At 60.7% G+C, this 20494-nt stretch carries 19 protein-coding genes and 1 riboswitch; of the genes, 14 read left to right on the top strand and 5 right to left on the bottom strand.

The features are described 5' to 3' along the window. Positions 1 to 2 precede the first annotated feature (2 nt). From ASF29_RS23350 to ASF29_RS23340, 3 genes are read left to right on the top strand one after another with little or no spacing between them, the layout of a single operon-like run. A complete protein-coding gene (locus ASF29_RS23350) occupies positions 3 to 824 on the top strand; it encodes an amidohydrolase (protein WP_062453057.1) in 822 nt (273 codons plus the stop codon). Between the two features lie 3 nt (positions 825 to 827). After that, positions 828 to 1838 (top strand): zinc-binding alcohol dehydrogenase family protein, encoded by a 1011-nt coding sequence (locus ASF29_RS23345; protein ID WP_062453056.1) that lies wholly within the window; start codon positions 828 to 830, stop codon positions 1836 to 1838. 58 nt (positions 1839 to 1896) lie between these two features. Further along, on the top strand, positions 1897 to 3174 hold the full coding sequence (locus tag ASF29_RS23340) for an L-fuconate dehydratase (protein ID WP_062453055.1): 1278 nt from the start codon (positions 1897 to 1899) through the stop codon (positions 3172 to 3174). Positions 3175 to 3265: 91 nt separating this feature from the next. Here the strand turns inward: ASF29_RS23340 and cobD are convergent, their stop codons facing one another. Beyond that, on the bottom strand, positions 3266 to 4330 hold the full coding sequence (gene cobD / locus ASF29_RS23335; protein WP_062453054.1) for a threonine-phosphate decarboxylase CobD: 1065 nt from the start codon (positions 4328 to 4330) through the stop codon (positions 3266 to 3268). Here cobD and cbiB point away from each other — a divergent pair. After that, the gene (cbiB, locus tag ASF29_RS23330) at positions 4329 to 5294 is read left to right on the top strand and encodes an adenosylcobinamide-phosphate synthase CbiB (protein WP_062453053.1); all 966 of its coding nucleotides are present in this window, start codon (positions 4329 to 4331) and stop codon (positions 5292 to 5294) included. The two genes, cobD and cbiB, sit on opposite strands and share 2 nt — an antisense overlap. Here the strand turns inward: cbiB and ASF29_RS23325 are convergent. Both ASF29_RS23325 and cobO read right to left on the bottom strand, forming a co-directional pair. After that, entirely contained in the window at positions 5281 to 6738 is a 1458-nt protein-coding gene (locus tag ASF29_RS23325; protein ID WP_062453052.1) for a cobyric acid synthase, read from the bottom strand. The two genes, cbiB and ASF29_RS23325, sit on opposite strands and share 14 nt — an antisense overlap. Before the next feature lie 3 nt (positions 6739 to 6741). Further along, positions 6742 to 7359, bottom strand: a complete 618-nt coding sequence (gene cobO / locus ASF29_RS23320) for a cob(I)yrinic acid a,c-diamide adenosyltransferase (RefSeq protein WP_062453051.1) — start codon at positions 7357 to 7359, stop codon at positions 6742 to 6744. A 106-nt stretch (positions 7360 to 7465) separates the two neighbouring features. Continuing rightward, positions 7466 to 7675, top strand: a riboswitch (cobalamin riboswitch). 114 nt (positions 7676 to 7789) lie between these two features. Here cobO and ASF29_RS23315 point away from each other — a divergent pair. From ASF29_RS23315 to ASF29_RS23285, 7 genes are read left to right on the top strand one after another with little or no spacing between them, the layout of a single operon-like run. Next, complete coding sequence (locus ASF29_RS23315; RefSeq protein WP_062453153.1) at positions 7790 to 8215, top strand: DUF1636 family protein; 426 nt, start codon at positions 7790 to 7792, stop codon at positions 8213 to 8215. Next, complete coding sequence (gene cobW, locus ASF29_RS23310) at positions 8209 to 9246, top strand: cobalamin biosynthesis protein CobW (RefSeq protein ID WP_062453050.1); 1038 nt, start codon at positions 8209 to 8211, stop codon at positions 9244 to 9246. Before ASF29_RS23315 ends, cobW begins: the two co-directional genes overlap by 7 nt. Positions 9247 to 9249: 3 nt before the next feature. Further along, on the top strand, positions 9250 to 12594 hold the full coding sequence (gene cobN / locus ASF29_RS23305) for a cobaltochelatase subunit CobN (RefSeq protein ID WP_062453049.1): 3345 nt from the start codon (positions 9250 to 9252) through the stop codon (positions 12592 to 12594). Continuing rightward, a complete protein-coding gene (gene cobG, locus ASF29_RS23300) occupies positions 12591 to 13955 on the top strand; it encodes a precorrin-3B synthase (RefSeq protein WP_062453048.1) in 1365 nt (454 codons plus the stop codon). Before cobN ends, cobG begins: the two co-directional genes overlap by 4 nt. Continuing rightward, positions 13952 to 14584 carry a precorrin-8X methylmutase gene (locus ASF29_RS23295; protein WP_062453047.1) on the top strand — a complete coding sequence of 211 codons (633 nt, stop codon included), beginning with the start codon at positions 13952 to 13954 and terminating at the stop codon, positions 14582 to 14584. The genes cobG and ASF29_RS23295 overlap by 4 nt, the downstream gene beginning before the upstream one ends. Then, a complete protein-coding gene (locus ASF29_RS23290) occupies positions 14581 to 15363 on the top strand; it encodes a precorrin-2 C(20)-methyltransferase (protein WP_062453046.1) in 783 nt (260 codons plus the stop codon). Before ASF29_RS23295 ends, ASF29_RS23290 begins: the two co-directional genes overlap by 4 nt. Beyond that, positions 15360 to 16121 (top strand): precorrin-3B C(17)-methyltransferase, encoded by a 762-nt coding sequence (locus ASF29_RS23285; protein WP_062453045.1) that lies wholly within the window; start codon positions 15360 to 15362, stop codon positions 16119 to 16121. Before ASF29_RS23290 ends, ASF29_RS23285 begins: the two co-directional genes overlap by 4 nt. On the opposite strand, the gene ASF29_RS23280 is transcribed toward ASF29_RS23285, so the two are convergent. Beyond that, complete coding sequence (locus ASF29_RS23280; protein ID WP_062453044.1) at positions 16088 to 16855, bottom strand: cobalt-precorrin-6A reductase; 768 nt, start codon at positions 16853 to 16855, stop codon at positions 16088 to 16090. The genes ASF29_RS23285 and ASF29_RS23280 overlap by 34 nt on opposite strands. On the opposite strand from ASF29_RS23280, the gene ASF29_RS23275 reads away from it, so the two are divergent. From ASF29_RS23275 to cobM, 3 genes are read left to right on the top strand one after another with little or no spacing between them, the layout of a single operon-like run. Beyond that, positions 16854 to 18110 (top strand): bifunctional cobalt-precorrin-7 (C(5))-methyltransferase/cobalt-precorrin-6B (C(15))-methyltransferase, encoded by a 1257-nt coding sequence (locus ASF29_RS23275; protein ID WP_062453043.1) that lies wholly within the window; start codon positions 16854 to 16856, stop codon positions 18108 to 18110. The two genes, ASF29_RS23280 and ASF29_RS23275, sit on opposite strands and share 2 nt — an antisense overlap. Further along, on the top strand, positions 18089 to 18484 hold the full coding sequence (locus tag ASF29_RS23270) for a cobalamin biosynthesis protein (RefSeq protein WP_062453042.1): 396 nt from the start codon (positions 18089 to 18091) through the stop codon (positions 18482 to 18484). The genes ASF29_RS23275 and ASF29_RS23270 overlap by 22 nt, the downstream gene beginning before the upstream one ends. After that, positions 18481 to 19254 (top strand): precorrin-4 C(11)-methyltransferase, encoded by a 774-nt coding sequence (gene cobM, locus ASF29_RS23265; protein ID WP_062453041.1) that lies wholly within the window; start codon positions 18481 to 18483, stop codon positions 19252 to 19254. The genes ASF29_RS23270 and cobM overlap by 4 nt, the downstream gene beginning before the upstream one ends. Here cobM and ASF29_RS23260 read toward each other — a convergent pair. Beyond that, positions 19209 to 20339: a cobalt-precorrin-5B (C(1))-methyltransferase gene (locus tag ASF29_RS23260; RefSeq protein WP_062453040.1), complete on the bottom strand. Its 1131-nt coding sequence runs from the start codon at positions 20337 to 20339 to the stop codon at positions 19209 to 19211. The genes cobM and ASF29_RS23260 overlap by 46 nt on opposite strands. Between the last annotated feature and the right edge of the window lie 155 nt (positions 20340 to 20494).

Here is a 20494-nt window from a genome sequence, read left to right as displayed (position 1 = left end):
CCATGATCATCGACGCTCATCAGCATTTCTGGCTTTTGGAAGACCGCGCCGGTCAGTGGCCGCCGCCTTCCCTGGGTGCGATCTATCGGGATTTCTTGCCGGATGATCTCTTACCTTTGCTGGAAAAGGCCGGTGTGAGCGGAACGGTGCTGGTGCAGACGATGGAGACGGCTGCTGATACCGATTTCATGCTGGGACTCGCGGATCAGCATGGTTTCATCAAAGGCGTCGTCGGTTGGGTGGATATGAAAGCAGCGGATGCGCCTGCGCAGATCGCCCGCCGCGCTGCCCACCCCGCCTTCAAGGCTGTGCGACCCATGTTGCAGGATATCGCGGATATCGGCTGGATCGATGATCCGGCGCTCGAACCTGCCGTGGCGGCCTTGATCGACCATGGTCTTGTCTTCGATGCGCTGGTTCTACCGCCGCATCTACCGCATCTCGTCACATTTGCGAAGCGCTATCCTGCCCTTCCCATCGTCATCGACCATGGCGCAAAGCCATTGATTGCCACAGGCCATTATAGCGCCTGGCGTGGGGACATGGCGGCACTGGCAGAACTGCGCAATGTTCATTGCAAACTTTCCGGCCTGTTGACGGAACGCGGCGAGCAGAAGCCGGAGTCGGTGCGACCCTACGCCGAAACCATTCTTGAACTCTTTGGGCCGGACCGTGTGATCTTCGGCAGCGACTGGCCAGTTCTGCGCTTGGCGGGCGATTATCAGCAGTGGCTCGATTTCTGCCGCGAAATCATCCCCGCTCCCCATCACGAAGCCATTTTTGGCGGCAATGCCGTGCGTTTTTATTCTCTTTCTGACAGGTGATCCATGCTGGCGATTTTTTGTGATAAACCGGGGCTTCTTTCCGCAAAGGAATTGCCAAAGCCACATCGCGCCGAGGGCGAGGTTCTGGTGCGCATTCGCCGTATCGGTGTCTGCGGTACGGATTTGCACATTTTCACCGGCAACCAGCCATATCTTTCCTATCCGCGCATCATGGGCCACGAATTGTCAGGCACGGTCGAAGAGTCACCTGAAGGCAGCGGTTTGGCCAAGGGTGATGTCGTCACCATCATTCCCTATATCTCCTGCGGCAAGTGCAATGCCTGCTTGAAGGGCAAGAGCAATTGCTGCCGCAACATCGGCGTCCTCGGTGTTCATCGCGATGGCGGCATGGTGGAATATCTCAGCGTTCCCCAGCAATTCGTGCTGAAGGCGGATGGTCTCACTCTCGATCAGGCGGCTATGACGGAATTTCTGGCCATTGGCGCCCATGCAGTGCGTCGCGCGTCGGTGGGAAAAGGTCAGCAGGTGCTGATCGTCGGTGCTGGTCCCATTGGCATGGCGGTTGCCGTCTTTGCGGTTCTAAATGGCGGCGTGGTGACGATGATCGACAGCCGAGAAGACCGGCTGGACTTCTGCAAGGACCAGCTAGGTGTCTCTAACATCGTGCAACTCGGTGAGGGTGACAAGGACAGGCTTTCGGAGATCACCGGCGGTGATTTCTTTGACGTAGTGTTCGATGCCACGGGCAATCCGAAAGCGATGGAGCGTGGCTTTTCCTTCGTCGGCCACGGCGGCTCTTACGTTCTCGTCTCCATCGTTGCCAGCGACATCAGTTTCAACGATCCTGAGTTCCACAAGCGCGAAACCACGCTGCTGGGAAGTCGCAATGCGACGCTCGAGGATTTCCGGGCGGTGTTGGAAGCGCAGCGCGCTGGCAAAGTGCCGGAAGCACTGATTACCCACCGCATGGTGCTTGCCGATGTTCCATCCCGCTTTGCCGATCTCACCAATCCCAAGGCTGGTGTCATCAAGGGCATGGTCGAAGTGGCGTGAGCCTTTCGACCACGCTTGACGAAACGAATTTATGACCTCTGACCGCGAGTAAACGGCCATGACCAAAATCACAGACCTGCGCGTTTTCGATCTGCGTTTTCCCACATCCCAGAGCCTCGATGGCTCGGATGCGATGAACCCGGACCCGGATTATTCGGCGGCTTACGTTATTCTCGATACCGATGACGCGGCATTGAAAGGCCATGGCCTGACCTTCACCATTGGGCGTGGCAACGACATTTGCTGCATGGCCATCAAAGCGATGCGGCATCTGGTCGTTGGTACCGATCTTTCCACGGTGCTGGAAAATCCGGGCAAATACTGGCGTCATTTGACAAGCGATAGCCAGCTTCGCTGGATCGGGCCGGATAAGGGCGCGATGCACCTCGCGACCGGTGCCGTCGTCAATGCCGTGTGGGATTTGCTGGCGAAACAGGCGGGCAAGCCGATGTGGCAACTGGTGGCCGAGATGAGCCCGGAGCAGATCGCCGATATCGTCGATTACCGTTATCTCACCGATGTTCTGACACGCGACGAGGCGCTAGCGATCCTCAAAAAGGCCGAGAGCGGCAAGACAGAGCGCATCGATATCCTCAAAAACGAGGGTTATGCCTGCTATACGACGTCCGCTGGCTGGCTGGGGTACGGCGATGAGAAGCTGCGCCGTTTGTGCCAGGAAGCCATCGATGCCGGTTTCAACCATGTGAAGATGAAGGTGGGGCGTGATCTCGAAGACGATATTCGTCGCCTGACCATCGCCCGTGAGGTCATTGGCCCCGATCGTTATCTGATGATCGATGCCAACCAAGTCTGGGAGGTCGATCAGGCCATCGAGTGGGTCAACAAGCTCGCCTTCGCTAAGCCCTTCTTCATCGAAGAGCCGACCAGCCCGGATGACATTGCCGGCCACCGCAAAATCCGCAAGGCGATTGGTTCGGTCAAGGTTGCGACGGGTGAAATGTGCCAGAACCGGATCATGTTCAAGCAGTTCATCGCCGAAGGTGCGATTGACGTGGTGCAGATCGATAGCTGCCGCATGGGCGGTCTCAATGAAGTGTTGGCCGTGCTGCTGATCGCCGCGAAATACGGCCTGCCCGTCTGGCCGCATGCCGGTGGCGTCGGGCTCTGCGAATATGTGCAGCATCTGTCGATGATCGATTATCTGGCCGTATCCGGCACCAAGGAAGGCCGCGTGATCGAATATGTCGACCATCTGCACGAGCATTTCATCGAGCCATGCGACATCCGCGATGCCGCCTATATGCCACCGAAAATGGCGGGTTTCTCGATCGAGATGAAGCCTGAAACGATTGAGGCTTATACGTTCAAGGGGTGAACAATGCGGAAGCCCTCGCCGCAAACGTAATCCTCGGGCTTGTCCCGAGGATCTGACCACGTTTGACGTTGGGATTCGTTAGTTCCTCAGATCAAGCCCGAGGATGACGGGAGGTCCCAGGGGCCGAGTGGAATTCCACCAAAGCCGCTTCCAGTCTAATCCATTCAGCTTCCACCCCCGGAAGTCCGAAGCGCAGGTCGTCTGGTCTCTCATCGAAAGTTCGCGTCAGAATACCGTTTCGCATCAGGTGGATGGAAAGGTCCTGCACCTGCGCATCACGCACAAGTGTGAACAGCGAGGTGCCACCAGCAATCGAAAGACTGACTTTTTCCAATAGACCGTTTAGCCTTTGGGAATCCTCTTTTAGCCGGAGTCTCATCCCATCCCGCCATGCTTGATCCACCAAAGCTTCGCTCGCAATATGCAGGGCCGGACCGGAGACGGCCCATGGTCCCAGCCGCGATTCGAGACTTTCTGCGATATCGGGACAGGCGATGGCGAAGCCGAGGCGGATGCCTGCCATGCCGTAAAACTTGCCGAAGGAGCGCAGGACGACGAGGCCATCCGAGGTTGTTGCATCCGCAACGCTTTCGGCATAGCCCGTTTCGATGAAGGCCTCATCCACCACAAGCATGCCGCCCTTTTGGCCTAAAGCATCGGCCAGTTTGAGCACTTCTGACCGCTCCCACACGCGTCCATCGGGATTATTGGGGTTGATGACGACGGCATAATCGAAGGCGGCCAAGGCCTCGATATCGGATACCTCGGTGACGGAAAGCCCTGCCATGCGGGCGGTGCGGGCGTGTTCCGCATAGGCGGGGGAGAGAACGCCGCAGCTTTTGGCGCCCCGCCCGACAGCGATCTGCGCAAGCAGCGGCATCAGCATCTGCGTTCCCGGTGCCGCTACGGTGTGCGCCGCCGATGGTGCGCCGAAAGCCGTTGCGGCGATCTCTTTCAGCGTTTCCACGGCACTCGGTTCCGGCAGGCGGGCAAAGGCGCTGGCGGGAATGGGCGAATGCGGGTAGGAGTGCGGGTTGATCCCGGTGGAAAGATCGATCCACGGTTCGGGCGCTTTCGGAAAAAGCAGACGCACCCGACCCAGATTGCCACCATGGCGGATCGCTGGCTGCGCTTTTTCTGGTACCCTTTCGCCCATGTTCTTCGCTCTCGCTTTCCTGTCCCTGCTGATCGAACGCCTTGTCGGCTATCCCGATTGGCTGTTCAAGCGCATCGGCCACCCCGTGACCTGGATCGGTTCGCTTATCGCGCTCTTGGACAAAAAATGGAACCGGGAGAGCGATTCATTTTCACGCCGGAAGATGATGGGTGTCGCGGCTCTGACCGTCTTCTTCGGTTTGACGGCGTTGATGGCCGGACTGTTGCAGACTTGGCTCCTCCTGCTTCCCCTTGGCTTGCTGATCGTCGCGCTTCTCGGTGCATCGCTTCCCGCGCAGAAAAGTCTGGAACAGCATGTCGAGGCGGTAGCCATTGCGCTGGAGCGTGACGGTATCGAAGGCGGGCGCAAGGCGGTGTCGATGATCGTCGGGCGTGATCCTGAAAGACTGGACGAGGCAGCAGTGTGCCGGGCGGCGATTGAGAGCCTGGCAGAGAATTTTTCCGATGGCATCGTCGCGCCTTCGCTGTGGCTTGGGCTTCTCGGCCTTGCTGGCGGTGCAGGCTATAAGGCCATCAACACGGCTGACAGTATGATCGGCCATCGCTCGCCCCGCCACGAGGCGTTTGGATGGGCATCCGCGCGGCTGGATGATCTGGTCAACCTACCCGCTTCCCGTCTCACCGGATTTCTTTTCATTCTGGCGGCTTGTTTTGTGAAAGGGGCCTCGCCCCGCAACGGAATGCGCGCCGTGTTTCGCGATGCGCGCCACCACCGCTCGCCCAATGCCGGATGGCCGGAAGCGGCAATGGCGGGCGCACTGGGTTTTGCGCTGGCCGGACCACGTTCCTATGGCGGACAGATGATCGAGGCCCGCTTCATGGGCGAAGGCGGACGGCGGGATTTGATCGCGGCTGATATTCGCCGGGCGTTGAAGCTCGCCCGCATTGCGGACGCGTTGCTGATAGGCCTGTTTGGGGCCCTCGCACTCGTTATCGCGCTATAGCCAGCAGCGTATCGAGATCGAGGTGCCGTTCCATATGATCGGCCAGCCCGTCCAGCACAGCATCGACCTGTTCTTCGTAATTCAGTACGGAGCGATCAGCCCCAAGACGTTGAAGCCATGCGCTGCGCTGGGCATCGTCTGCAAAAAGGCCGTGGATATAGGTACCGAGCGCGCGCCCGTCCGGGGAGATGGCTCCGTCTGTATGATTGCCGATGGTCGAAAACGGTCTGATATCGTCTGGCCCTTTTGTCACGCCGACATGCATTTCATAGCCGGAGAAGCATACGCCGTCGAAACTGCGACCTGTCACCGACACAAGCTTCTTGTCGCCGGTCAGCACGGTATCGACGTCAAGCACACCTAGCCCCTGCACGGTCACCGGCGCGCCTTCGATCCCATCAGGGTCGGCAACACTATTGCCCAGCATCTGGTAACCGCCGCATAGGCCAAGCACAGAACCGCCGCGCCGAAGATGCGCTTTGATATCCACATCCAGACCTGCATTTTTCAAAGTGGTGAGATCGGCAATCGTGGATTTGGAACCGCACAGCAGCACCAGCGCGCAATCTGCCGGGATGACATCCCCTTGGCGCACCCGGATCAGTTCGACATCCGGTTCCGCCTCCAGCGGGTCGAGGTCATCGAAATTGGAGATATGCGGCAGGATGGGCACCGCAATGCGGATTTTGGCACCCGGTTTCCTCTGTCCCGGTGCCGAAAGCCCCAGCGCATCTTCGGCAGGCAAGCGACTGGCATCTGCAAAATGCGGCAACAGGCCAATCGGGTTCCAGCCGGTCTTGTCTGCGATGATCCGCATCCCCTCATCGAACAGGCTGGGATCACCCCTGAAGCGGTTGACGATGAAACCTTCGATCATGGCCGCATCATCCGCATCCAGAACCGTCTTCGTGCCCACGAGGCTGGCAATGACGCCGCCACGGTCGATATCGCCGATGAGGATGACAGGCGCATCGGCTGCCCGGGCAAAGCCCATATTGGCAATGTCATTGGCGCGGAGATTGACTTCGGATGCACTGCCCGCGCCTTCCACCAGCACCAGATCTGCCTTGGTTTTGAGATGCTCGAAACTTTCCAGCACGCGCGGCATCAAACCCGCTTTCATGTGCTGATAATCCGCCGCCTTGGCATTGCCGATGACCTTGCCCTGCACAACCACCTGTGCGCCCGTTTCGCTCTGGGGTTTGAGCAGCACCGGGTTCATATGCACGGAAAGGGGAACGCCTGCGGCGCGCGCCTGCAAGGCCTGCGCCCTGCCGATTTCACCACCATCGGCGGTCACGGCGGCATTGTTGGACATGTTTTGCGGTTTGAAGGGCATGACGGACAGCCCGCGCCGGGTAAAGGCACGCGCCAGCCCCGCCACCATCAGCGATTTGCCGACATCGGAGCCGGTTCCCTGAAACATCAAAACGCGTGCTGTCATTGATCAGAACTCAATACCGGACTGGGCTTTGACGCCTGCCTTGAAGTGGTGTTTCACCAGCGTCATCTCCGTCACCATATCGGCGGCATCGATCAGCGGCTGCTTGGCGTTGCGGCCGGTGACGATGACGTGCAGGCCGGGGCGACGGTTCTGCAGGGTCTCCACGACCTCTTCCAGCGGCAGATAGTCATAGCGCAGCGCGATGTTGAGTTCATCAAGAACCACGAGGCCGATGGTGTCATCGGCCATCAGCGTCTTTGCCTCTTCCCATGCTTTGGTGGCGGCGGCGACGTCGCGTTTGAGATCCTGAGTGTCCCACGTGAAACCTTCACCCATGGTGCGCCATTCCACCCGATCTCCGAACAGTGCCAGAGCGCCCTGCTCGCCAGTGGACCATGCGCCCTTGATGAACTGCACGATGCCAACGCGTCTGCCGGTGCCCAGCATGCGCAGGGCCAGACCAAAGGCGGCGGTGGACTTGCCCTTGCCCGGGCCGGTGTTGATCATCAGCAGACCTTTTTCGATGGTCTTTTCCGAGACTTCGGCGTCCTGAACGGCCTTGCGGTTGACCATTTTGGCGCGGTGACGTTCGGCTTCGCTGTCGCTGATGTCGCGGGTCATGGCGGCTGGTCCTTCCGGGTCTCATGCTTTTTCAAAGCGGCGACTATAACCAAAACGCGTGCCGCGGCAATGATGCGCGGCATTGACACAAAAGCATCGCAGGGCATAAGGGTTAAGGACTGACGGTCTTTTTCCGGCAACGGGAAAAGCTAAGAGGGAACACGGTGCATTTCGCTTGAGCGGACAAATCCGTGGCTGCCCCCGCAACTGTAAGCGGTGAGCCCGCGCTGAAAGCCACTGGATGACAATCCGGGAAGGCAGCGCAAGGGTGTTGAAGCCGCAAGCCAGGAGACCTGCCGTTTCAGGAAAAACGTCTGCCGGGCGGGGTGCTCCGGTCAGCCGGTTGTTCGAACGATGGTTGTGCGTGTCCCGCATTCCGTTTTCGATATCCGCACCCCTGAAGCATTTTGAAGGCGCGGAAAGCAGACCCTTGGATATTACAGCAACATCGACCAGCCAGACCGAAAAGACGGACCGTGACACCGCACCCGGCGTCGTGGTCTTCGTCTGCCGCAGCTGCCGGTCTGAAGCCGAACCGAATGCAGACCCCCGCCCCGGCGCACTTCTGACGGAGGCTGCGTTAGCGCTTGGAGCGAGTGAAGGCGTGACCGTTCGCAGCGTCAATTGCCTCGCCAATTGCAAGCGTGGCCTCAGCGCCGCCATGCGCAGCGCCGACGGCTGGTCCTACATGTTTGGCGGCCTGACGGAAAACGATGCCGCAGACCTGACGACGGGCGCGCGCTTGCTAGCCGCAGCACCGGATGGGCTGATGCCCTGGCGCGGACGCCCTGATAGTTTGAAGCGTGGCCTTGTGTCGCGCATTCCCCCTTTGCATTTTACCGAGGAGACATCATGACCACGCTCGATCGCGTTCCCTGCACCATCATCACCGGCTTTCTGGGCGCGGGCAAAACCACGCTTTTGCGCGGCCTTCTGGAAAAGCTCGAGGGCAAACGGCTGGCGATCATCGTCAACGAGTTCGGCGATGTCGGCATCGATGGCGAAATTCTGAAAGGCTGCGGCATCGAAAGCTGCCCGGAAGAAAACATTGTGGAACTGGCCAATGGCTGCATCTGCTGCACCGTGGCCGATGATTTCCAGCCCGCCATCGAACAGATTCTGAGCCGTCAGCCGCGCGTCGAGCATATTCTGATCGAGACATCGGGCCTTGCTCTGCCAAAGCCACTCGTGCAGGCCTTCCAGTGGCCCGCCATCAAAAGCCGGGTGACGGTGGATGCTGTGGTGGCCGTGGCCGATGGTGCAGCCCTTGCCGAAGGGATGGTCTCGCATGATCTGGAGGCACTGGCAGCCCAGCGCCAGAATGACGAAGCGCTCGATCACGACGATCCGGTCGAAGAAGTCTTCGAGGACCAGATTGCCTGCGCCGACCTCATCGTTCTGACCAAGGGCGATCTGCTGGATGCCGAAGGTCTGGAGCGCGCCAAGGCGCATATCAATGCGCATCTGCCGAAAGCGGCAAAGATTGTGGTCGCCTCCAATGGTGCGGTCGATCCCGCCGTGCTGATCGGGCTTGGTCTTGCGGTGGAAGAGGACATCGAAAACCGTCACACCCATCACGATGAGGAAGAAGACCACGATCACGACGAGTTCGACAGCTTCGTCGTGGAACTGGATGCTGTAACGGACGCCGATGCGCTGGCTGCACGCATTTCCGAAACGGCGGCCTCCGAAAATGTTCTGCGCATCAAGGGTTTTGTCGAGGTCTCGTCCAAGCCGATGCGTTTGCAGGTGCAGGCGGTCGGTTCGCGCGTCAACCATTACTTCGACCGTCCATGGGCGACAGGTGAAGTTCGTCGCAGCCGTCTGGTGGTGATCGGTGAAAAGGGTCTCGACCGCGCGAAAATCGAGCGGATGCTGGCGGCCTGATCCATGCACATCCTCGCCACCACATCCTCGTCTCTGGACGATCTGATCGAGCCTGTTGATCTCAACCAGGGTCAGGCGGATGTGGTGGTGCTGTCCTTTTCGGCCAGCGATCTGGGCGGGTTGGAACGCGGATGGCAGCGCAGTACGGATGGGTCGGTCTCGCTCCTCTCCGCCAACCTTTCCGAACTTCGCCATCCCATGTCGGTCGATCTGTGGATCGAAAAGACGGCGGAACATGCCAAGCTAATCCTTATCCGGATTCTCGGCGGTGCGGACCGCTGGCGTTATGGCGTCGACGAACTGTCGAGAATGGCGCGGCGGCGCGGTATCAAGCTGGTGCTCTTGCCTGGGGAATGCAGCGAGCGCGATGAGAAGCTTGAAGCGGCGTCCACAGTCGATCTGCCGACGCAGTTCAAAATCCTGTCTTTCTTCCGGGAAGGCGGGCCTGAGAATATGGACCGGGTAGCAAAAGGGCTTTCGGCCTTTGCGCAGGGGGAAGTCTGGCCGGACATGGCAGCAGAGCCTTTGCCAAAAAGCGGATTTTACAAGCCCGATGAAGGCGTCGTTGACCTCGATGCTGCGCTGAATGGCTTCGCAAATGGTGCGCCACTGCTGCCGATCCTGTTTTACCGCTCCATGCTCATGGCCGCCGATGTCGCGCCAATTGATGCGCTTTACACAGCACTTCGAAAGCGCGGCTTTGCCCCTTTGCCCATCTTCGTCAGCGGCTTGAAGGACAATGAAGCGATCCGGTTTCTGGAAGAGACGCTCGGTCGTTTGAAGCCGGCGGCGATGGTGACGGCAACGGCTTTTGCCAGCCAGTCGGATGGGGACGGCAGGAGCCTGTTCGACCGGCTGGGCGTGGCGACCTTTCAGGTCATCATGGCCACCACCCGCCGCGATGGCTGGGCGGACAATATGCGTGGCCTCAACCCGTCCGATCTCGCCATGCATGTGGTGCTGCCGGAGCTGGATGGCCGTCTTCTGGCCGGGGCGATTTCCTTCAAGGCACCCGACCCGGAGGGTGGGCGTGGCCTCGTTCATCAGGCTGAGCCGGATCGTGTCGAGCAGGTTGCAAACCGCATCGCCGCTTTTCTTCGTTTGAAGAATGCCGCTCCCTCTGAGCGGAAGATCGTCATTCTCATGCCGGATTATCCGGGCGCGGCGCCGGGACGGACTGGTTATGCCGTTGGTCTGGATGTGCCGCAAAGCGTGCTGGAGATGCTGCGCGACCTGCGCGATGCCAATTACGCGGTGGATGATATTCCAGAGACGGCGCGGGCGCTACTAGACCGTGTTGAAAACGAAACCGCCAGTTTCCGCCTTGCCGATTATTCAGCCTTTCGCAGTGACCTGCCACAATATGCCGATCTGGCCTTGGATGAGACATGGGGCGACGCGGACGATGCCGTCACCGATGGTATGTTCCACTTCCGCGCCGCTCGATTCGGCACCGTAACGGTGGCACTTGCGCCGGATCGTGGCCGCAATGAAGATCGGCGGGTGGATTACCACGACCCAGCCCTGCCGCCTCGGCATGCGCTGGTCGCCTTCGGGGCTTGGATGCAGAAAAGCCTCGACGCACATGCCATTATCCATGTCGGCGCCCATGGCACGCTGGAATGGCTGCCGGGAAAGACGGTGGCGCTGTCGCAAGCCTGCTTCCCGGAAATCGTGACCGGCCCGCTGCCGGTGATCTATCCATTCATCGTCTCCAATCCGGGCGAAGCCGCGGTTGCCAAGCGGCGCATCGCTGCCGTGACCATCGGGCATATTCCCCCTGTCTTGGTCGATGCTGGTCTGTCGCCAGAGCAGATGGCGCTGGAACAGCTGGTCGATGAATATGCGCAGGCGGATGGCTTGGACCGCCGCCGCCGTGACCGGCTGGCGAAACTGATTGTCGAAAAGGCGCAGGAAACTGGGCTCGCGGCGGATGCTGGTGTCGGCACGCAGGATGATGCTGATACCGCGCTCTCGCGGATCGATGCCTTTCTCTGCGACCTCAAGGATTTTGCCATCAAGGACGGCCAGCACGTGTTTGGCCGCTGCGCGGATGATGAGCCGGATTCTCTGCGAATGCAAAGTGCAGCAGCGGAAAAGATAGCGCTGCTGGCGGCGCTTGATGGGCGGCACATCACATCGGGTCCAGCGGGCGCTCCGGCGCGTGGACGACAGGATGTGTTGCCGACGGGCCGAAATCTCTACGCCGCAGACCCGCGCACCATGCCGACGCCGACTGCCTTCGAGTTGGGCCGAATGGCGGGCGAGGAGGTCCTGAGGCATTATTTGCAGAGCCATGGCGACTGGCCGAAACATCTGGTCTTCGATCTCTGGGGTTCGGCTTCTTTGCGCAATGGCGGCGAGGATGTAGGCCAGGCGCTGCACCTGATGGGTGCAAGGCCCATTTACGATCAGGCCACCGGCCGCGTCACCGGCATCGAAGTGCTGCCGCCCGCCGCACTGGGACGCCCCCGCGTGGATGTGACATTCCGCATTTCCGGCCTCTTCCGCGATATGTTCCCGGCTTTGATTGCCCTGCTCGATGCTGCCGCGAAGGCGATTGCGCGGCGGGAGGAATCTCCGGGTGATAACCCTTTGGGCGAAGAAGCAGCGCACCTCGGCCACATACCGGCGCGCATTTTTGGCTCCGCACCAGGTACCTATGGCGCTGGTATCGAAGAAAAGTTGGCAAACGGGCGCTGGGATGAGCGCGAAGAGCTCGGCCAGATCTATCTGGATGCCGCCAGCCATGCTTTCGGCGGCGCAGATGGGCTTGGCGTTTCTGCAGATGCGGGCTTTGCGAGCCAGGTGGAAAAGGCCGACCTCTTGGTACACACCGGCGACGATCCGGGTCGCGATCTTCTCGATGGCTCCTCCGATGTCGCCTTTATCGGCGGCTTTGCGGCGGCCAAGGCGGCGCTGGGTCAATCTGCCGATGTGGTGGCGCTTGATACGACCGATCCAGCCCGCCCCCGTGCGCGCTCCATTGCGCAGGCCATCACCCGCGTCGTGCGCGCCCGCGCCATCAATCCGCGCTTCATTGCCGGGCAGATGCGGCATGGGCCACGCGGGGCGGCGGAATTTGCCGAGACGGTGGACCGGCTGATCGGTTTTGCCGAAACGACGCATGCGGTGTCATCGTCTTTGATCGAGGCGCTCTACGATGCCTATTTCGGCAATGAAGAGGTCCGCGATTTCATTCTGCGGGAAAATCCGCAGGCCGCAGAAGTGATGGCGCAACGCTTTCTCTCCGCCCGCCGCCGAGGCCTCTGGCACAGCCACCGCAACGCTGTGGATGCCGAGCTTGAAATGCTGATTGCGCCAAAGCCGGTGAGGGTGAGTGCATGAGCGCAAGCCGCCCAGCCGATATCAAGCCTTTCACCCGTCGCGGCACCTGCCCGGCCCTGTCTGCCCCCATGCCGACGGGCGATGGCCTTTTGTCTCGCATTGCCTTCACGGATGCTATTTCTCCGGGCGATCTTGCGGCGCTATGTGCCCTCGCCATCCAGCACGGAAACGGGCTGATCGACATCACCGCGCGTGGTGGTTTGCAATTTCGTGGTCTGACGGCTGAGAGTGCCGTGGCGCTTGAACATGATGTTCCGGCTCTTGGTCTGCCGCTGCGGCAGGGTTTGGCGGTAGAAACTTCGCCTCTGGCAGGCATGGATGACACGGCCATTGCCGATCCGCGCAATATCGTCAGGCGGATAGAGGAGCGTAGCGATGCGCTTCACCTGTCCGAAAGGCTGGCTGCGAAAATGTCTGTCGTCATCGATGGCGGCGGCCATGTGAGCATGGGTGATCTGATGGCGGATATCAGGCTGAATGCCGTTCGCGCCGATGATGGCTTGCTGTGGCAGCTTATGCTGGGTGGCACGGAAGCCAAGGCATTGCAGACCGGTCTGCTGCGCACCGAACATGCTGCTGACGTCGTCATCGATATTCTGACGTATCTCGCCGATCGCGGTCAGGACGCGCGCGGTCGTGACTTGGATATTGAAACGGTGCGGGCCGTATGTGCGGGCAGGCTGCTCGAAAGTGTTTCGGGACAAAATATTGACGGCGATAAAGAAGCACACCAATACGGTCTGATGCGCCTCTCGCAGAACCTCTTCACCGCCGCCCTTGCGCCAGCCTACGGACAAATCGCGGCAGAGGCGCTGTCTTCCCTTTGCACTGTGGCTTCGACGCTTGGCATCAGCATTGTCAGACCCGGCCCAGCCCATGCCCTCTATTGTCTCGGAAACGAAGACGCTTGCCAAACGCTTCTTGTCCAGGCGCACGAAGCAGGCTTCGTCACGAATGCGCATGATCCGCGTTCCGCCATTGCCGTGTGCGCTGGTGAACCCGCTTGCGCCTCCGCCTTCATCGCCACGAGAGAGCTGGCCGAACACGCGGCGGATGACTGTGCCGCCCTGCTGGATGGCTCGATCACGCTGCATCTTTCCGGCTGCGGCAAGGGTTGCGCTCATCCCACGGCAGCGCCGCTGGCTTTCTCCGGCTCTTCCGAAGGGCTGGCATTTCGCTATTCGGGCCGTGTTTCGGATGCACCAGACGTGATTTTGCCCGTCACGGAGCAGAAGGCCGCACTTTCGCGACTTGCCCGTTTGTATGAAAAAGAACATAAGCCCGGAGAAAATGCCCGCGCGCTGCTTGCCCGTCTTGGCAGGCAAAAGATTGTCGCGGCGCTCCGACAGGATGATCGATGATTGAATACGACTATATTCGCGATGGAAACGCGATCTATGAGCGCTCCTTCGCGATGGTGCGGGAAGAGGCCGATCTGTCTGCCTTTACGCCTGACCAGGCCGAAATTGCCATCCGCATGATCCACGCCTGCGGACAGGTGGAGGCGGCAGAGCATTTTCGCTTTTCTCCCGATTTCGTGGCAGCTGCGCGCGGTGCGTTGGAAGCGGGCAAGCCCATTCTCTGCGACGCCGAAATGGTGGCGCATGGCGTAACGCGCGCGCGCCTACCCGCCCGCAATGAAGTGATCTGCACCTTGCGCAGCCCCCAAACACCCGAACTGGCAAAGGCCATCGGCAATACCCGTTCAGCTGCAGCCCTCGATCTCTGGGGCGAAAAGCTGGATGGCGCTGTGGTGGCCATCGGTAATGCGCCGACCGCGCTGTTTTATCTTCTGGAAATGCTGGAGCGCGGCGCACCCCGCCCTGCCGCCATCATCGGCATGCCGGTTGGTTTCGTCGGCGCGATGGAATCGAAGGATGCGCTGGAGGAAAGTCCGCTGGGCATTCCCTACGCCATCGTCAAGGGCCGCCTCGGCGGTTCGGCCATGACGGCAGCGGCGGTCAACGCCGTCGCGAGGCCCGGCCTATGAGCGCGGCACTGTTCGATCCCGCGCCGCAGACGGCGCTGAAGGGCAGGCTGATCGGTGTCGGTACTGGCCCGGGTGATCCCGAGCTCCTGACGCTGAAAGCGGTGCGCGCCATCGAGAATGCCGATGTCGTCGCCTTCTTCTGCAAGAAGGGCAGCAAGGGCAACGGGCGCGGCATCGTTGAGAGCTTCATTCGCCCCGGCACGCTGGAAATGCCGCTGGTCTATCCGGTAACTGTCGAAAGCGACAAGGACGGGGATGATTATCGCGGCGCTATTGCTGGGTTTTTCGATCAGTCTGCGAAGGATATCGCGGTTCATCTCGATGCCGGGCGCAGCGTCGCGGTTCTGTCAGAAGGCGATCCGCTGTTTTATGGCTCCTATATGCATCTGCACCTTCGGCTTGCGCCATCTTATCCGGCAGAGGTCGTGGCGGGCATCACCGCCATGTCCGGTTGCTGGTCCATGGCCGGGCTGCCCCTGGTGCAGGGCGACGACATCTTGAGCGTTTTGCCGGGTACTCTGGGCGAGGAGACATTGACGGAACGGCTTTCCGGTACCGATGGCGCTGTCATCATGAAGGTCGGGCGCAACCTGCCGAAAATCCGCCGGGCGCTGGAAAGAGCGGGCAAACTGCAAAGCGCGCTTTATGTCGAACGCGGTACGATGGAAAACGGCCATGCCATGCGTCTGGTGGAGCATGATGGTTCGCCCGCCCCTTACTTCTCGCTGGTTCTGGTTCCGGGCTGGAAAGACAGGCCTTCGGGTGGAGAGCCAGCATGAGCGGTCGTCTCACCGTCGTCGGGCTTGGCCCGGGCAAAAAGGGCCAGATCACGCCGGAAGCGCTGGAGGCGGTGCGCGAGGCGGAGGACTTTTTCGGCTATATTCCCTATCTCGACCGGCTTTCGCTAGCACCCCACCAACGTCGCCACGCCTCCGATAATCGCGAAGAACTCTCCCGCGCCGAGGCGGCGCTGACGATAGCAGCGGCTGGCGGCAAGGTCTGTGTCGTCTCTGGCGGAGATCCCGGTGTTTTCGCCATGGCGGCGGCGGTTTGCGAGGCTATCGAAAACGGCCCTGCGGAATGGCGCGAGATCGATTTGTCCGTCGTGCCGGGTGTGACGGCCATGCTGGCGGTTGCTGCAAAAGCGGGAGCACCACTCGGGCATGATTTCTGCGCGATTTCTCTTTCGGATAATCTGAAACCCTGGTCTCTGATCGAAAAGCGACTGATTGCGGCGGCTGAGGCCGGTTTCGTGATGGCGTTCTACAATCCCGTCAGCAAGGCGCGCCCGCACCAGCTGACAACGGCTTTCGATGTGCTGCGCGCCCATCTGCCGGGCACCGTCCCCGTCATTTTCGGGCGTGCTGCCGGGCGGGCGGATGAGCGTATGCGGGTGGTGCCGCTGTCTGACGCGGCAAGCGATTTGGCGGATATGGCTACCTGTATCATTGTCGGTTCGGTGGAAACGCGGCTGATCGAGCGTGATGGCCAGCCGCCCATCGTCTATTCGCCCCGTTCGTCCAAAAGGGAAAGCTGATGGCGGATGGCGGCCAGGGCGGCATCGACGGTCGGTACGTTAGCTGTGCGGGAAAGCGCCGGGCGCTCGATCATCAGTACCGTGATGCCCAACCGTCGCGCCGCCTCGATCTTTGCATAGGCCGCCGTGCCGCCGGAGTTTTTGGAAACGATGAAGGCGATACGGTTATCGCGCAGCAAGGTCATTTCGTCGTTCAGCGCAAAGGGACCGCGAGCGGTGATGTAACGCGCGTGGACAATGTTGAGCGGTGGCTCGACCGGATCGACGCTGCGAATGAGATAATGGTGCTGCGGTGCTGCCTCGAAGGGCAGAAGTTCCTGACGACCGAGCGCGAGGAAGGCGTTTGTGCTTTCCGCGCCGAGAGCAGCCACAGCACTCTCGACATCGGCCACGCTCTGCCAGTCATCATCGGGTTGTTTTTCCCAAGCGGGGCGCTCCAGCGTGACAAGCGGAATCTTGGCCAGTCGTGCGGCCTCGATTGCGTTGGCAGAGATACGCGCCGCATAAGGGTGCGTCGCATCGACCAGCAGATCGAACTGGTTTTCGGTGATGAACGCCGCCAAACCGCTCGCGCCGCCAAAGCCTCCGGTGCGCATCGGCACGGGTTGCGGCACCGGATCACGGGTGCGGCCAGCCATGGACAGAAGCAGCCGATAACCGGAGTCTTCCGCCAGTTTTCCGGCCAGAATGCGGGCATCCGCCGTACCGCCGAGAATGAGTATGGAGCGTGTCATGGCGTCTGAATATGCCGGAATCGATGGCGCATCCAGCAAAAAGCCGGGTGAACCGTGGCTTTCCATCGTCGGCATTGGCGAAAATGGCCTCGCCGGTCTGGGCGAGGACGCGCGCCGCGCTATCGAAAGCGCTGAATTCGTCTTCGGCGGCAAGCGTCATCTGGCGCTGGCAGCGGCTGCAATCAAAGGTGAAGCGCGGCTATGGCCGGTACCGTTCGATGTTGATATGGCCGACGTGATCGCGCTGCGTGGTCACAAAGTCTGTGTGCTGGCCTCGGGTGATCCCTTCTTTTACGGTGTCGGCGTCACACTCCTGCGGCATGTGGCTTTGGGCGAAACCATCTCCTACCCTGCCCCATCGGCCTTTTCGCTGGCGGCCTCGCGGCTGGGCTGGGCCTTGCAGGATGTGGAATGCGTTTCCTTGCACGGCCGCTCCATCGATCTCATCCGACCGCATCTGCATGCCTGTGCGAAACTCATCGTCCTGACATCGGATGAAAAAGCCCCTGCCCTTTTGGCGGCACTTTTGTCGGAGAATGGATTCGGGCCTTCGGATTTTAGTTTACTGGAGGCTTTGGGCGGTCCGCGCGAGAAAATAAGGCACGGCAAGGCCGCTGCGTTTTCTCATAACGATATCGATCCGCTGAATGTTGTGGCAATTCATGTCGTGGCGGATGAAAAGGCGCGCATCCTACCCTACGTCCAAGGTCTGGATGACGCTCTGTTCGAACATGATGGTCAGATGACCAAGCGCGAAATACGTGCCGTCACCCTCTCCTCTCTTGCTCCACGTCACGGCGAATTGCTGTGGGATATCGGTGCGGGCTCCGGCTCCATCGGCATCGAATGGATGCTGGCACATTCCTCGTTGCGCGCCATCGGCATCGAGCAGAATGCGGAACGGGCTGAACGCGCCATGCGCAATGCTGAAGCCTTCGGCGTGCCGGGGCTGGAGGTGGTCATTGGTGCGGCACCGGATGCTTTCGAGGGCTTGGCCACGCCTGACGCCATTTTCATCGGCGGCGGTGGCAGCGAAGATGGCGTGCTGGATGGCGCTATCGAGGCCATGAAGCCCGGCGGTCGGTTAGTGGCCAATGCGGTGACACTGGAGATGGAGGCGATGCTGCTGGCCGCTCAGGCGCGGTTGGGTGGTTCGCTGATCCGGCTTGAGGTCGCGCGCGCGTCGCCGGTTGGTTCCATGCAGGGTTGGCGTCCGGCCATGCCGGTTACGCAATGGGCATGGGTCAAGCCGTGATTGTTGCCGGGATCGGATGCCGCAAGGGAACCAGTGCAGAGACGATCATCGCTGCACTCGAGGCGGCGTCGAAAGAACACGGCGTGGCGATCGATTTCATTGCAACGGCGCCCATTAAGGCCGATGAGCCAGGTTTGCTGGAGGCAGCTACGCGGCTCAATATGGCCTTCGTCGTGGTGGCGCAGCCCGATTTCGAACTGGCTAGCGGCCGCACCATTACCCATTCGGCTGTCAGCCTGAAGCATTCCGGTTCGCTAAGCCTCAGCGAGGCCGCGGCGCTTGCGGCTCTGGGACCACAATCAAGGCTGATCGCCCCGCGAATGGTGATCGGCGATATGACGGTGGCGCTTGCCACTTTAGGAGACGACGAATGACGGTTCATTTTATCGGCGCAGGACCGGGTGCGGCAGACCTTATTACCGTGCGCGGGCGCGATCTCATCGCTGCCTGCCCGGTCTGCCTTTATGCGGGCTCGCTGGTGCCGAAGGCGCTGCTGGACTATTGCCCTCCCGGTGCCCGCATCGTCGATACGGCAGCGCTATCGCTCGATGATATCGAGGCTGAATATGCCGCCGCCGCCCGTGACGGCAAGGACGTGGCCCGGCTGCATTCCGGCGACCTCTCGGTCTGGAGCGCCATGGGCGAGCAAATCCGCCGTCTGGAGCGTCTGGGGCTGGATTACACCGTCACACCCGGCGTTCCCTCCTTTGCCGCTGCCGCTGCCACGTTACGGCGGGAATTGACGGTGCCGGAAGTAGCCCAAAGCCTCGTGCTGACCCGCGTGTCGGGCCGCGCCTCCAAAATGCCGGAGACGGAAACGTTGAAGGCATTCGGCGCGACGGGTGCGACGCTCGCCATCCACCTTGCCATCCATGCCATTGCCAAGGTGGTCGAGGATTTGACGCCGCTTTATGGAGCGGACTGCCCCGTTGCCATCGTCGTGCGGGCGTCATGGCCGGAGGAGCGGATCATCAAGGGCACGTTGGGCGATATCGAAGCAAAGCTTGCAGAAGAACCGGTGGAGCGCACAGCGCTGATTTTCGTCGGCAAGGGCTTGGCGTCGGAGGATTTCCGCGAAAGCGCGCTTTACAGCACGGATTATGTGCGGCGGTTCCGCTCGCCGGATGGAAAAGCCGAAACGTGATGGGATGGCGCGAAGCCGTAGCGCCCCTTTAATGCTCCCTCGCGGTCAAACACCAGAATTTCGAGCGCAGTCTCCGGCGTATTGAGCGCATCCGCCGCCGTTTTCCAGGCCTTCTCGGCCACGACGCTGCCCAAGTCTATGCCCGCGTTGCCTGCCATGGTGAAGGCATGGGACACGGTGTTGGCGTGGCGGATGACGTCTACCAAAGCCTCGTCTCCACCCGCTTCCGTCGCGAGTTTCGCCAGCGCATCCAGATCCGCGAGGCCACGCTTGGAATGGACGTCGAGCATGCCTTGGGCGAGCTTGGTCATTTTGGCGACGCCACCGGCAATGGTCAGTTTCTCGACCGGGTGGGTCCGCAGATATTTCAGCATTCCGCCGATGAAATCGCCCATATCGATCAGGGCCGTTTCCGGCAGGCCGTGCAGGGCTTGTCCGGCTTTTTCCGAGGCATTACCCGTCGCACCAAGAATATGGGGCAGCCCCTCGGCACGTGCCACGTCTATGCCCCGCCAGATGGAGTGAATCCAGGCCGAGCACGAAAAGGGAATGACGATGCCTGTTGTGCCAAGAATGGAGATGCCGCCGATGATACCGAGCCTGCCATTCAGCGTCTTCTCGGCGATCTTCTCGCCATTTTCGACGGATATCTCCACTTCGAAATCGGCATTCTCGCCTGCGACCTCGTGGATGGCTTTCTCGATCATCTTGCGCGGTACGGGATTAATCGCAGGCTCCCCGACGGCCAGCGGCAGTCCAGGACGTGTAACGATGCCAACGCCGCTGCCCGCCTTGAAGGTGATGCCGCTGCCGGGTTTTCCGGGGCGCACACTGCTTTCCACCAACGCACCGTGGGTCACGTCAGGGTCATCGCCCGCGTCTTTTATGACGCCGGCCTTGGCAAAGCCATCGCCTCGATGGCTGGTGGCCAGCGAAAAGCCGACGCGCTTGCCGCTTGGAAGTTCGATCTCGACAGGGTATGGAAACTCACCGGTCAGCAACGCGGTGCAGGCAGCCTTCGTTGCCGCCGTCGCGCAAGCGCCGGTCGTCCAGCCGCGACGCAGATTTTTTCCATCCGTTTCCATCGTGTTTCTATAGCGGTTACGGGTTTGGCCGTCATGGGGAAACAGCAACGATAAAATGTAAGGCCCTTATTTTGAAGACCGTTGGAGATGTTACACCACCCTCATTCCTGTGCCTGTCACAGGAATCCAGTCGTCGCGCGTCTGCGCGGCGGGAC

It is taken from the genome of Rhizobium sp. Leaf262, from assembly GCF_001422245.1.
Lineage (GTDB): Bacteria > Pseudomonadota > Alphaproteobacteria > Rhizobiales > Rhizobiaceae > Agrobacterium.
Note: the sequence above shows the minus strand (reverse complement) of the source record. Positions and strands in the feature narration are given on the sequence as shown.

Coding starts and splice junctions, on each gene's coding strand:
- ASF29_RS23350 (WP_062453057.1), top strand. CDS start 3: ATGATCATCGACGCTCATCAGCATTTCTGGCTTTTGGAAGACCGCGCC.
- ASF29_RS23345 (WP_062453056.1), top strand. CDS start 828: ATGCTGGCGATTTTTTGTGATAAACCGGGGCTTCTTTCCGCAAAGGAA.
- ASF29_RS23340 (WP_062453055.1), top strand. CDS start 1,897: ATGACCAAAATCACAGACCTGCGCGTTTTCGATCTGCGTTTTCCCACA.
- cbiB (WP_062453053.1), top strand. CDS start 4,329: ATGTTCTTCGCTCTCGCTTTCCTGTCCCTGCTGATCGAACGCCTTGTC.
- cobD (WP_062453054.1), bottom strand. CDS start 4,330: ATGGGCGAAAGGGTACCAGAAAAAGCGCAGCCAGCGATCCGCCATGGT.
- ASF29_RS23325 (WP_062453052.1), bottom strand. CDS start 6,738: ATGACAGCACGCGTTTTGATGTTTCAGGGAACCGGCTCCGATGTCGGC.
- cobO (WP_062453051.1), bottom strand. CDS start 7,359: ATGACCCGCGACATCAGCGACAGCGAAGCCGAACGTCACCGCGCCAAA.
- cobN (WP_062453049.1), top strand. CDS start 9,250: ATGCACATCCTCGCCACCACATCCTCGTCTCTGGACGATCTGATCGAG.
- cobG (WP_062453048.1), top strand. CDS start 12,591: ATGAGCGCAAGCCGCCCAGCCGATATCAAGCCTTTCACCCGTCGCGGC.
- ASF29_RS23295 (WP_062453047.1), top strand. CDS start 13,952: ATGATTGAATACGACTATATTCGCGATGGAAACGCGATCTATGAGCGC.
- ASF29_RS23290 (WP_062453046.1), top strand. CDS start 14,581: ATGAGCGCGGCACTGTTCGATCCCGCGCCGCAGACGGCGCTGAAGGGC.
- ASF29_RS23285 (WP_062453045.1), top strand. CDS start 15,360: ATGAGCGGTCGTCTCACCGTCGTCGGGCTTGGCCCGGGCAAAAAGGGC.
- ASF29_RS23275 (WP_062453043.1), top strand. CDS start 16,854: ATGGCGTCTGAATATGCCGGAATCGATGGCGCATCCAGCAAAAAGCCG.
- ASF29_RS23280 (WP_062453044.1), bottom strand. CDS start 16,855: ATGACACGCTCCATACTCATTCTCGGCGGTACGGCGGATGCCCGCATT.
- ASF29_RS23270 (WP_062453042.1), top strand. CDS start 18,089: ATGGGCATGGGTCAAGCCGTGATTGTTGCCGGGATCGGATGCCGCAAG.
- cobM (WP_062453041.1), top strand. CDS start 18,481: ATGACGGTTCATTTTATCGGCGCAGGACCGGGTGCGGCAGACCTTATT.
- ASF29_RS23260 (WP_062453040.1), bottom strand. CDS start 20,339: ATGGAAACGGATGGAAAAAATCTGCGTCGCGGCTGGACGACCGGCGCT.